At 53.7% G+C, this 13,074-nt stretch carries 6 protein-coding genes; 3 read left to right on the forward strand and 3 right to left on the reverse strand.

Going from position 1 to position 13,074, the window contains the following annotated elements; all coding sequences use genetic code 11:
• Window positions 1-363 precede the first annotated feature (363 nt).
• Both RUDLU_RS0120420 and RUDLU_RS0120425 read right to left on the reverse strand, forming a co-directional pair.
• Window positions 364-5,100, reverse strand: a complete 4,737-nt coding sequence (locus RUDLU_RS0120420; RefSeq protein ID WP_019990286.1) for a putative Ig domain-containing protein — start codon at window positions 5,098-5,100, stop codon at window positions 364-366.
• 233 nt (window positions 5,101-5,333) lie between these two features.
• Complete coding sequence (locus tag RUDLU_RS0120425) at window positions 5,334-8,135, reverse strand: SdrD B-like domain-containing protein (RefSeq protein WP_083940615.1); 2,802 nt, start codon at window positions 8,133-8,135, stop codon at window positions 5,334-5,336.
• A 318-nt stretch (window positions 8,136-8,453) separates the two neighbouring features.
• Between RUDLU_RS0120425 and RUDLU_RS0120430 the strand changes: the two genes are divergently transcribed.
• A complete protein-coding gene (locus RUDLU_RS0120430; protein WP_019990288.1) occupies window positions 8,454-9,947 on the forward strand; it encodes an arginine deiminase family protein in 1,494 nt (497 codons plus the stop codon).
• A gap of 118 nt (window positions 9,948-10,065) precedes the next feature.
• On the forward strand, window positions 10,066-10,995 hold the full coding sequence (gene ctlX / locus RUDLU_RS0120435; RefSeq protein WP_027303249.1) for a citrulline utilization hydrolase CtlX: 930 nt from the start codon (window positions 10,066-10,068) through the stop codon (window positions 10,993-10,995).
• A 163-nt stretch (window positions 10,996-11,158) separates the two neighbouring features.
• Here the strand turns inward: ctlX and RUDLU_RS0120440 are convergent, their stop codons facing one another.
• Entirely contained in the window at window positions 11,159-12,451 is a 1,293-nt protein-coding gene (locus RUDLU_RS0120440) for a DUF2268 domain-containing putative Zn-dependent protease (protein WP_019990290.1), read from the reverse strand.
• A gap of 159 nt (window positions 12,452-12,610) precedes the next feature.
• Between RUDLU_RS0120440 and RUDLU_RS0120445 the strand changes: the two genes are divergently transcribed.
• Window positions 12,611-13,069 carry a MarR family winged helix-turn-helix transcriptional regulator gene (locus RUDLU_RS0120445; RefSeq protein ID WP_019990291.1) on the forward strand — a complete coding sequence of 153 codons (459 nt, stop codon included), beginning with the start codon at window positions 12,611-12,613 and terminating at the stop codon, window positions 13,067-13,069.
• Window positions 13,070-13,074 lie beyond the last annotated feature (5 nt).

Raw genomic sequence — 13,074 nt, forward strand, 5'->3', positions numbered from 1 at the left:
ACCAAACGAGTTGGCATTCATGCCGTAAGGCAACTATAGGGCCATGTTTGAAAACGTAAACTTTTATGATCTATAGAATGGGTAAGTTAAGATTATATATACATGATGATTTATCGTATTTTGTTTGATTTTCAAGCCTTCCTGCCCCGTATAGGCCCTTTACTCTGGCTCAATTTACTCGGCAAAATGTCTCTAATTTTTAACCTAATGTGTCAACACTTTCCAGAATAAAGAACGCATAAACAAGAATTTTCGGGGGCTCCAAAAACTATGCCATATAGATAGGACAGATTGAGTGACAAAAAGAAGGGTACCCTCCGAATGCATCCGAAGGGTACCCTGATACGTGTTGGTTAATGCCGGTTAAGGCGTCACAGGTTTGCCCAGTGAGCGGGTCTTTTTAATGGCTAAAGGTGTGCAAATGTCCGTTTTACAGTCGCAGTTGGCTGTAAGGGTAACGGTAGCATCCTGGAAGCAACCTGCCGAGTTGAAGACCCGGATGGTGTAAATACCTGCCGATAGCGTACTCGAGATAATTCCGTTGACGGGTACCGTTTGGGCAACTGTGGCGGTAGCCGCATTGAATGTACTTCCCGACGAGTACTGGTAGGTAAACTGACGGGTATCCCCATTGAGGGCCGTAAGCGACAGCTGACCGTTGGTCTGCGGAGTCGTGCTTATGCAGGTGGGGTTACGGGTAAGTGCGGTAAACTGGGGTACGGCGACTGCTTCGATAATAATCGGGCAGCACGATTGGTCGGGGCAGCTACCTACTACGCCCTCATCCACAATAACCCGGTACTCACCTGCCTGCGTTGCGGTGTAGCTGTTGGCCGTAGCCGCGTTGGCGGTAGTTGCTACCACGTCGGATACCAGTGTGGTGCCCGTTGGGGTGGTCAGATACCATTGGTAGCGGCTATAACCGGCCGGGGCATCGAGCTGAATCGAAAATGGAGCACCCTGACAAACCTTGATCGGGACACTGGTACAAACCTTGGCGTCGAGGTCCAGATCAGGAATCCGCACCGTGTTGTACAGTACACCTTCGTTCAGTACGCTGCCGCTAAACGAGAGTGTTGCTGTAGCCCCCACGGGTAGGCTGGCAATAGTCCAGGTTCCTCCACCCGTTACCGAAGCGGAATAGGTGCCTGCCGAAGCCGTTGCCGAGCCAGGCACGTACTGAATGCCGCTGTCGAGAATATCGTCGACAACCACATTGGTGGCGGCTATGGGGCCGGTGTTGGCTACTTTGATCACGTAGGTTACTACATCACCCACTTGCGCCAGGCTCAGGCTTGCCTGTTTGGTCAGCGTCAGCTGGGGCTGGGCCACCGTACACGAGGCCGGGGCCGTGTACGTCTGGCTAACGGTACCACAGGCGGTATTGGATGAGAACACCGTAATGGTATGCAAACCTCCGTCCGACATAAGACCGTTCAGCGTAAAGCTGGCAGGGCCGTTGTTGGTGAGGGTAACAACCGTCGACACATTTCCCTCCTGTACGGTGAGCGACTGTGTACCGCTGGCATTAACGGCCGTGATAGTACCCGTCACGCTGTATTCATTGATGGCCGAGTTACAGTTGCCCGGCGTTACCACTAAATCCAACGAGCATAGAGGGACAGCATCGACTGTCAGCGTAAAGGGAAGTACATCCGAGCAGCTCCGGCCATCGGTAACCCGAATGGTGGTCGAATACACGCCCGACGAAAGAGGGGTACCGCTGATGGTGCCGTCCGCCGACAGGCTCAACCCAACGGGCAGGCTTCCGCCAATGAGGGAGTAGCTGTAGGGCGTCTGACCTCCTGAGGTCGAGAGGGTAGCGCTGTATGCTACACCAACCGTGGTGGAGGTGAGACCGGTAGCGCTCAGGCTGAGCGTTGGGCAAACCGTACACGAGGCCGGGGCCGCGTAGGTGGTGGTAGCTGATCCGCAACCGGGCAGGCTGGCCGTGACCGTATGTGAACCTGATCCCGACACAAAGCCGCTCAGGGTGTACGATACGGCTGTGGCCTGAGCCGGTACGGTAACGGTGGTGCTGACGATCCCATCCGTCACGGTGGCAATGCCGCCCGCCGTGTTGTTGGTTAGTAACAACGAACCCGTCAACGTGTATTGGTTTGTAGCGGTTTGGCAAGCGCCGGGGGTAGCCGTAACGTTCAGGGCGCAAACGGGTACCGGGGCAACCGTTACCGAATAACTGGCTACGGCCGAGCAGTTGGGTGCACTCGTCGCCGTTACGGTAAATGTACTGGTTCCGGTGGTGCTTGGGGTACCGCTGAGTATCCCTCCGGCGCTGAGGCTGAGCCCCGCTGGCAATGTACCTGCCGTTACGGAGTACGTGTAAGGACCACTGCCCCCGGTAGCGCTGATGGTTTGGCTGTAGGGGGTGCCTACAGTACCAGTAGCGAGGGTGGCCGCCACCAGTGAAACAGAGCATACCGAGCAACTGGCCGGTACGGCAAACGTAGTGGAGCTGAGGCCGCAGGTGCTTCCCGACGACACTACGGTGACCGTTTGGCTGGCGGGGCCGTTGCTCACCAGGCTGCTACCCGAAAGAGCAAAAGACACGCTGCTTTGCCCGGCCGACACGCTTACAACCGTACTGGCGCCCGCTGCCGAAACCGTCAGGCTGGTAGCTGGGGCGTTTGTCAGGCTGATGGTGCCTGTAAGGGTGTACAAATTGGTGGTTGGGTTGCAGATGGCGGTTACCGATGTTATTTCCTGCGCGCAGGACGTGTAGCCCGCATCGAACGAGAAGTTGTTCTGCCCCGACTGACCGAGGCTGAAAACGATCAGACCTGTTGCGGCTACGTCGGTGTCGATCAGATCGGGGTTGGTGCCTGTGGCCGAATTAGGTTTGGTGCTGAGCAGCAACGCGCCCGCGCTGACGCTGGTTGGGAAGGTAAGCGAGTAGCTGCTGCCCGCGGTCAGGCCGGTGAGGCTGTACGCAAAACCGGTGGTATTGGTGCTGCTGGTTGCGTTAGAGAAATAGTACTCACCAGCGGCATTGGTCGTTACCGAAACACCACCCGTTGGTAAGCCCGGACCGCTGAGTCGGACGGTTACACCGGCCAAAGCAGGCTCACCTGGGTCCTGAATCCCATTGTCGTTGGTATCTTTCCAGACGCGGTTGCCAATCTGAATGGGAGCTGGGTCGCAGAGTGCAACCGGCAGACCAAGACCATTGGCTTTCCCGTAGGTCCCGTCTACCTGTACCCCGTTGTTATTGATGGTTCGGTAAATCTCGTACCGCCGAAGTTCAGCCCCGTTGGTATTGGAGTGCCAGATTGTCCCACCCGACCAGGTGGTGAGGGGGTCCATGTTGATAGAAACCGTATTGTTGGTGCCCGGCACAATCACTGCGCCCCCCTGAGAGGTTTCCTGGTGAATTTCTTCGAGCGTGCCGTCGCCGTTGTTGTCGGTGATGAAGTTTTCGTGGTTAAAAAACTCGCCGTTACCGGGGCCCTGGCCGTTGTTGGCCCCTCCGCCGGTCGTGCTGCCGAGCGTAGCCGACGTTACAATGGCGTTGTTTTCGAGTACCCAGGTGCTGCCCTGAAGCCGGGCCCGGAGCATATCGCCACCGATATACCCGCTGTACAGAGTTGTACTGGCTACGGGTGATACCTGCCGGTAGCCAAGCTGGTGCCCTGACCGGTCCATCAATGACAGAACCATGTCGCCCCGATCAGTGAAATCAATGTCCGACAGCATGGGTTGTGGCCGGGCTGTGCGGTACACGTTTGTAGTACCCAACTGGGAGAAATGGAAGTTCGAAAAGTTGGAGATCCAGGGCTCCCAGGTGCTGCCCATAGCTGGAAACTGAGCGTGGACATCGCCCTTGGGGTAGGTGAGCGGGGTGTTGAATACAGCCGTAGTTGAGAAGGTCTGCGTGGCTTCGTCCATGGCGTAGACCGTAGCGGATAAGTTGGCCGACGTACTGCCGGGGCTTTCGGCGGTACAAACCGTACCCACATACACTTTGCCCCGGTACACAGCCACAGCAAACGGACGAGACAGCCCGTTGGTGCACGAGACCGTTGTTGGAATGGCTACCGTAGTGAGGTCGCTGGCGGTAAAACTACCGGCGGCTTTGGCCGGGTTGCCTACGTTCAGAATAAGCAGTTGGCGGTTGAACAGGTCGGTGATGTACAGGCGTGAGCCATCGTCAGAGATTGCCATGCTGCCCAGACCGGCTTTACCTACCAGCGTAAAGGCGTTGGGGTCGGTGCTGCTAACGGTGGTGCTGGTGGGTAAGCTACGGGTGCCCAACTGGGTTTGGCCCAGGTTCAGGTTGAACGGAGCCGCTTCGAGGTCAACGTATAGCGAACCGTTGGCGGCTGTGCCTGTTGGGGTGGTTACATAAATGCCACCGAGGCCACCTGAGCCGAGCCCTACGTGCCGTTTCAGAAAGGCCGCTGAAAACAGCTTCTGGGTTTCGCGTTGGTAGGCCATTCCCCATACACTACCCACCTGTCCGGCATCAGCACGGGGGGTAGGGTCAAAGTTACTGACGATATTGGGTGCACTGGCCGTACCGGTGTTGCTACTGCTGGATGAATAAGGGAAAGACACGATCACGTGTTCGGCGGCTACACCGGGCGCAAGGGCGTCGCCACTCACAAAGCAAGGAACAATCAACGGTGGGTTGCTCTGGCAGTAATCGGCCCGGGCCAAAACCCCAAAGTTGAGCGTACTGCTGCCCGGGCTCGTAAACTGTACAGAATTGGCGGCCGCAAGGCTGGTGCTGTTGACGGCCGTCTCGTTGACTGACGAGAGTGAACCGGGAATGCTGAACTCAACCCGAAACGGACCGCTACCGGTAGTGCTAAACGAGTAGGTTCCGGTGGCGCCTGAGACACCACTGCCCGACAGTACGCCCGCCGTGTTGTACGCCCGAACAGCCACGCCCGATAGGCCCGGCTCCCCGTACGCATAGGTGCCCGAGGTAGGAATAGACTCGTAAATACCGTTACTGTTGAAGTCCTGAAAGACGGTTCCCGAGATGCTTTGGGCCGTGACGGATCCTACAGACCCCAGCAGGAGAACGAGAATCAGGCAGCGGAAGAACAGGTGAAGTGAATGGAAGTGGTTGCTCATCTGCGATGACGGGTTAATTCAGATAACACCCGCATTTGCACTGATAGCAACCATTGTGCCAATCTGAAAAAATCGTGCCACCGACACGGCTTATTTAATATATACTTTGGTGGTTAGTATGTAAATGGTGAGATAAGTTTCAGAAAAAGAGCATATTGGATACAAATGATAAATGGCTGATTTGATGCACAATAGCACACAATCAGCCATTTAAAGTACACAATCAGCACGGGTTATCGATTCAGTCGGAGCACCTGAATAGGGATACAGGAGCCGACCACACAATCAATTTCTGTGGTTACGGTAACAGTTTGGCTTCCCAAAGTTGCCGAGTTTCGGAGGGAGCCTACTTTGTTGGCCGTGGCCTGAATTACGAGCGAAACCGTTTCGCCGGGTGCCACTTGAGGTACCAGCCAGTTGCCGCCCTGGGTTGTCGGGGTAAACGTACCAACCGAAGGCGTTGCCGAAACGAAAAGTAAACCCTCGTCGAGGAGGTCTTGTACCGTGAGAGCCGTGGCCGATGCCGTGCCGGTGTTTTGTACGGCAATTGTATAGCTAAGCAAACTGCCGAAGGCGGCCTGGGTTTGGCTGGCTACTTTGGAAAGGGCCAACAGGGGGGTACCCGGCTCAAAGCCAATGTCGAGTGTGTGGTTGTTGCTGCCCGACTCGCCCGTGGTGTAGCGAAAACCAACCCAATTGTCGTTCATGCCCGCGTTGTTGTCGCGGATGCGGTCGGTGGTGGTGCCCATCTCCTTAGGCGACGGAGCCAGATTGGCCAGCACACCCGTGCCCCAGTTGTCGAACTGGGTTGTCGAAACCCGAACCGTGTAGGTGGTAAACACCTGCAAGCCGACCCGGTTCGGCTTATCGACGCCCACGGTGTCGACTACGTTGAGCTGGTTGAAAATATACCGCCCGCTGGCGTCCGATGTGGTAGTTCCTACCAGTTGGGAGCGGTTGTTGTATAATTCGAGCTTCACGCCGGCCAGGGGCGTTTCGCCCGCGTCCTGAATGCCGTCTTTGTCTACATCAAGCCAGACTAAATTACCAATTTCCAGACTCTTGGCCTGACACAGTACCTCAATGCCGCCCAGCCCCGAGGCCTTCCCGAAATAGTTGTTGCCGTTGTTCTGCGGAATGTCGTTCAGCAGCGAGAACGCCCGAATGTACTGCCCGGTCTGATTGTTCAGTACCTTAAATCCGTTGGTGTACACCAAACCCTGCTGCGATTCCTGAATGGGGTCAAAGGCCGAAACGATCAACTCGCCCGAGCCGGGTATAATGGCTACCGAGCCCATGGTGGTTTCGGTGTGGCTGTCGCGGTTAAAGTTGTCGCCGGTATAGTATTCAAATTCGCCCGGTGCGGGGTTCCCGTTCACGTCCACATAGATAGCGTCGGTAAACTGACCACCGCCCAGTACCCCACAGCGGCCGTTTTGCTCCATCTGATATACCGGCTGATCGATACTACCTACGTTGCAAACCCGCAGAATGTCGCCCCCGGCGCGGCCATCGTACTCAATAAAAAAGCCTTCGGGCCGGCGGCTACCCTGAGGGTCGGGGCCGTGGAAAATTTCCATATGCCCAAACCGGTCGGTGAAGGCGAGCACGAGCGAACCATCGTCGTCGAACGCAATGTCGGTGAGCATCGGTTGGGGTGATGATACCTGCGGGCGGTCGGGATTTCCCAGCGAGAATACCTGCCCGGCGTCGGTGGTGGCATTGGTCCAGTCGGTATCGGCATTCCAGGGTTGCCAGTTGCCTTTCGGAATCGGGTATTCCCCCCCCGAAACCGTACCGCGGTAGTAGTTGAGCGGAAACGAGACCACCGTCGAGAACTGATCGGTGTCGGTATCAAGCCGGAACACGGTCGCTTTCAGGTCTTCGAACCGCACCGACTGCGCAGCGTCGCAAACCGTACCGATAAACACATACCGGCCCCGCACACCGAGGCCAAACGCCCGGGCCGTACCACCCACACAGCCGGGGTCGGGTAGGGGGTAGGCTATTACATCGCTCGCGGTTGGTAAGGTAGTGGGATTGTTATCGGCGTCGATAGTGATCCGGTACAGGTGATTCTGCACGGGGTTGACTACGTACAGGTAGCGTTGATCGCTGCTCATGTCCATGTCGCCCAGGCCGATTTTGCCGACTGCATCGGCCGGGTTGCCGTTGGGGTTGACCAGATCAGCAAAAAAGCGGTTGTCGGGGTCGCCCGGCCGCTTCACCGACTGGTAGTATGCCTCGGTCATGTGCGGGTCGTTGCCTGTATTGATCGTTACCGAACCGCCCGTAGGGGTGGACACCGTGAGGCCGTGGAGGCTAATAAACAGCCTCGAACCACTCAGGCTCGGTTCGCGCGGATTCTCGGTCACGTACACGGCCCCGGTCCCGCCTATGCCAAAGGCAGTATGTCGGCGCATAAAAGCCGACGAGAAGAGCCGCCCGGTTTCGGGCTGCCAGGCGGTCCCCCAGATAGCCCCTACCAGACTCGGTGGGGTGCCAGGGTGCCCTACGTTGGCGGTGGTGCCGGTAGCGTTGGCCGGCATGGTAGCAATCAGGTTGTCGTCGCCGACTGTAATCCCGGCCCCGACAATGAAGCAAACGATGGAGAGAGGGGGCGTCGACTCGCAATAATCGCCCGGTAAGCTGACTCCGTAATTGATGTCTGTAGCCGGGCCGGTCACAAACTGAAGAGAGGTGCCGTTGCCGCCCGAAACCGACGTGAAAGCCGAGGGGTAATAATTGGACAAGGCGGGTGGGAGCACAAATTCGACCCGCACGGGTTCGCCCGGTGCTGCTCCCGGAGAGAGCGTGTATTGCCCGTCGGTGTTCGTCAGGGCTGTACCCGACAGGGTGCCGTCGGCCCGGTAACTCTGAACCTGAATGTCGGCCATGCCGATGTCGTTCGGGTCCGCAATTCCATTGTTGTTGAAGTCTCTAAAAACGCGCCCACTTTGTCCGTAAACAGACTCAAGATTACTTAGAAAAAATAGGCTGACTAATAGAAAGAAAGTAAAGTTTCTCAAACCCATATGGTACGGTATTTAAACCCGTAACCAGAGCAATTTCGTGTCCAATGCGTAGAAGTACATTGGTGTAAGTAGGTAAAAGGGATAAATTAGGTGATTTTTGTTTAGTAATATTTTTGGGGGTATTAATTGCAAAAGACGTATTAGTGGCTTTGTAAACAGAGCAATAATCAAGCCATATTTTTGCCTTTTGTTATGTTGTCTTCAGGCTCTTTGCAAGTCGTTGGGGGTTGGCCTGTTTGGCCGGGGTTTCCTTTTCCATTGCCAAAGCTGTACCTTGCAGTCGGTGGGTTTATCCGAAACACAAGCCCGCCGTTTGGCATGAACACCGACCTAAACACTCCATCAACTCACCTTCACCATCAATCGGCCGAATCGGCCCCGTTTCTGCGGGTGACCTCCGAAATTGGCACCCTACGGCGTTTGCTTATTCATAGCCCCGACCGGGGACTGGGTAAAGTGGTCCCTTCCAAAGCGCAGGATTGGCTCTTCGAAGACATCGTAAACCTCTCTATGATGCGCCGGGATGAGTACGATTATTACGTCAAACTCCTGCTCTACTTTCTGGACCCCGACAAGGTGCGCGGGCGTATCGCCGAACTCGGCCCTACCCACAACCGGGACTTCTACAAGCCGGGGCATTCGGACTATTTCAAGTCCGATAAAGTGATTGATATTCAGGTGCTATTGGCTGATATTCTGCACGATGAGGTGGTGCGTACCAAGCTGATTGCGTCGATTTGTGGTATTGAACGGACCTCGTTTCAGACACAGCAGCGGCTTCATCAGTTTGATCCGGAGGAGCTGGCCAAGATCATGATTTCGGGATCATTGCCCGATCAGACGATGCTTTTTGCACCCCTGCCCAACTTTATTTTTACCCGCGACATCGGGATTGTGATCAACGACCATATCCTGCTCAACAAACCGGCCAAACTGGCCCGCACCCGCGAGGCCCTGCTGGCACAGTACTTTTTCAATTATCATCCGCTGTTTGCCGATTACCGCGATAAACTAATCGAGATCCCGGACAATGAGCACGCGTTTTTGCTGCCCGATGCCGACGTAAACCGCGACCTGACCCGTTCTACGCTCGAAGGGGGCGACGTGATGATGATTTCGCGTCGGCACCTTATGGTCGGTGTAAGCGAACGCACCACCCTTTACGCGGCTCAGCAGGTGATGCGGCTGGTGTTTGAGAAAGATCTGGTGGATACCGTCACGATTATCAAAATTCCGAAAAAGCGCGATTACATGCACATTGACACCATTTTTACGCAGGTGAAGCGGAATATGTGGGTGCTGCTGGGGTCGCTGGCGCGGTTGGGCGATGAAGCCAACAAACGGGATGTGCTTCACTTTTTTGCTCAAAAAGACCTGTCTGAAGAACTGCGGATTCTGCAATTCCGGAAAGGGGAGGAGGATAAGCCAACCGAAATCAAAAACCTCGAAGACTTACTGGCCGACATCAGCCGAAACGAGCTGGGCGCTACCGAGCCGGTGCAGTTTATTTATTCGGGAAATAACGAGTTTCCGTTTGGGGCCCGGGAGCAGTGGACCGATTCGTGCAACTTGCTCGCCCTGAAAGATGGGGTAGTAGTGGGGTACGACCGTAACGACCGCACCCTGGAGGCTTTCCGGCACGCGGGTTTCGATGTGGTGGGGGCCGCCCAGCTCCTCGACCGGTTTGAGCGGGGAGAGTCGTCGCCCGAAACCATTCAGAATACCTTTATCATGCTCCCTTCCGCTGAGTTGAGCCGGGCGCGCGGGGGCTCGCACTGCATGAGCCTACCCCTGCTCCGCGACGAGTTGTAATCTCCTGCCTACGCTCGCAAAAGTGGGTAAGGTAACCGGGAGTATCGCCTTTTTTGCTATTTTTAAGCCTGTTTTGTCTGTACAGGGTCGCCTGTTGGCGGCCCCCTTTCGTCACTTTATGCAATCACAAACTACCTCAACCATCCTGATGATTCGACCGGTGCGGTTCGGCTTTAATGAGCAGACCGCCGAGTCGAATACGTTCCAGAATGCAGCCGTGGCCGCCCAAACCCGCGATACCGCCCAGGCAAACGCCCTGCGCGAGTTCGACAATATGGTTCAGCAATTACGGTCGTACGGAGTTAATGTGATCGTGCACGAGGATACCGCAGAACCCCATACGCCCGACTCGATTTTCCCCAACAACTGGGTGTCGTTTCACTTCAGCGGTACGGTGGTGCTGTATCCGATGCAGGCCGAAAATCGCCGGGCCGAGCGCCGAATGGAGATCATCGAAGACCTCAAAAAAGAGTATCAGGTCGCCAAAGTGGTGGATCTGACGGCTTTCGAGCAGGAGGGGAAGTTTCTGGAAGGAACCGGCAGCATGGTACTCGACCGGATGCACCGGGTGGCTTTCGCCTGTTTGTCGCCCCGTACCAATCCGGATGTGCTAAACGAGTACGAAAACCGTACCGGCTACCGGACTATTCTGTTTCATGCCGTTGACGCCGACGGGAAAGAAGTGTACCATACCAACGTGGTCATGTGTATCGGTGATGTGTTTGCAGTGGTCTGTTTACAAGCCATCCCCGACCTCGACGAGCGGCTCCGAATTCGGCAGGAACTCGAAAACCTGGGTAAGCGCATCATCGAAATCTCGCTCGACCAAATGGCTGCCTTTGCCGGTAATATGTTACAGGTGGTAAGCACGCGCGGACAGAAACTGATCGTGATGTCGACGCGGGCCTATGAATCGCTCACGCCCAAACAAATTGATACCATCGACGATTACGCCCGTCTGCTGGTTGTTGACCTCTCCACCATTGAGGCCAACGGGGGCGGCTCTGCCCGGTGCATGATGGCCGAGGTACACCTGCCTGCTAAGTAGGTTTAGGGCGTCCGGCGTTCCGGTTTACAGTTTCTGGTTTTTGGTTTATTGTTCTTGGTTGTGTGTCTCAGGAGGTAATGCTGAGATTTACTAGCAGATCAGAAAAAGAAAAGAGGGCGGGCATTGGGTTCGCCCTTTTTGGTTAGGGTTGTTAGCACGTGTTTCAGTCTTTATCCAAGGTTAAGTTCTGTGACGTTTCGTCTACGTTTTTCGCTATCTCCGGAGCAGGCATCCAAATGTCTTTATTGAGTACAAACTTAAATTGTTGGGGCTTCGATAAATCTATTTTTGACGTTGGTACCGACAATATGTAAATGTTATTAGGGCGCTTAGTCATGAGGAATTCTGCATTATTGGGATTCCAATCGTTGAACGAACCAGCAACAGAAACAGAGCCAATATCTCCTTTATGTCTGTTTAGAAAGTCAATCGGGAGCTTGTATTCGAACAGGATATTGCTCTTTTTTATTCTGTAACCATACACAACCTTTTGTACTTTTTTGGCTACACGCTTATCCGTAAAGCCGGATGATTTAACAAATTCTAAATCATTGGGCGTAATGTAGCCTGATTGCAGTACGAATTGTCTTATTTTTTCGTTGGACGCGAGGTCTAACTCTAATAAATTTCTGATAGCCAGTTGTTTATCATCGGTTTTCTCGAAATAAGACTTGCAAATCGTATAACCAATGAAGTAGCCTAAATCTTGAATTTGTCTACCCGAAAAAGACTTTGATCCGTATAGCCAGCCCAGAAAACCGTTATTTATAACAAACATCTCTGTCTTAAATGCTTTCCAGACCTTATCCTCATTCTGGGATCCAAAGGTTAAGTGGGTAGAAAAGCCATTGACTGCGAGTTCTTTTTCAAAAAAGACTTCAGATAAAAACTCTGCAACACCTTCGTTGATCGTTTGCGTCAATAATTGACCATTTCCATCTTTTTGTTGCAAATGAATAAACTCGTGAATCACTGCCGGGATAGCCCATTCCGAATTTGCTGATGCCAAAACTTCCGCACCAAGTAGTAAATTATTCGTTTGTTTGTTCGGACTACCTCCAACCGTGCCACAACCGATGATGAAATAAATACTTCCATCTTTACATGCAGGATACATTTGTTTGATCTTCGCCAGCTTCGCCTGAATGGTTGGTATTTGAGTTGAAACATTTTCTATAAACGGGCGCATCTTTGTAAGGTAGCCTCTATTGTAGGTAATGTAATTCAACCATTTAGAGGGATTTCCGCCACCCAAAGCAATGAAGTCCTTTAAACCGTCGCTTGCCCTATCTATGTATAACTTTTGAAGGATAGTTAATTGTTTAGCCGTATCTGGTTGCTTATTGATACTGTCGAAAGCTGCAAAAAAATTAGTAACGTCTTGGGTATATACCTTCGTTTGCCCAAATGATGAATTAGATAGAAGTAATGTCAAGCAGAGTATCAAACGTCTCATAACTTCCCTAAGGTTGTTTCCTGAAATATGGCACTTAGCGCTTAAACATACCGAAATCCCTATTCACAAAAATCATTAAAAGAAAATTAACCAATCGGGAACATTTGTATGTACAAATATGGTTGACCTTTTAACAGTGCTTTTGAAGCGCCCTGTTTCATGAAAACCGAATCAACATTATCGACCGCCGAGTGTAAATCGACCCGCTATAGTGCCTGTCTGCTCTTTTCGGCGAACGCGCTTGCCCGGGCCATTACGACCATCGGCGACGAAGAATTTGGTAAACTGGGTTTGACATACTCGCACGCTTATCTGCTACGGGAGGTGATCGACAACCCAGGGGTGACACCCACGCATTTGAGCGAGACCCTGCGCCTGACTCCATCGACCATTACCCGGTTGATTGAGAAACTGGAGACCAAGGGATTGGTGACCCGTCGAAGCGAAGGAAAGAACACGTTTGTGGACCCTACCGACGGCGGAATCGGGATGAGCAACGCGATTATGGATGCCTGGCAACGAACCGGCGCCCGCTATGCCGAAGCCATTGGTGAAGAACAGGTGAAGACGCTTACCCAACAGGTTTTCGGGGCCGCAAGAGCACTGGGCGAAGTCTAATTTTT

It is taken from the genome of Rudanella lutea DSM 19387, assembly GCF_000383955.1.
In the GTDB taxonomy this organism is placed as follows: Bacteria; Bacteroidota; Bacteroidia; order Cytophagales; family Spirosomataceae; genus Rudanella; species Rudanella lutea.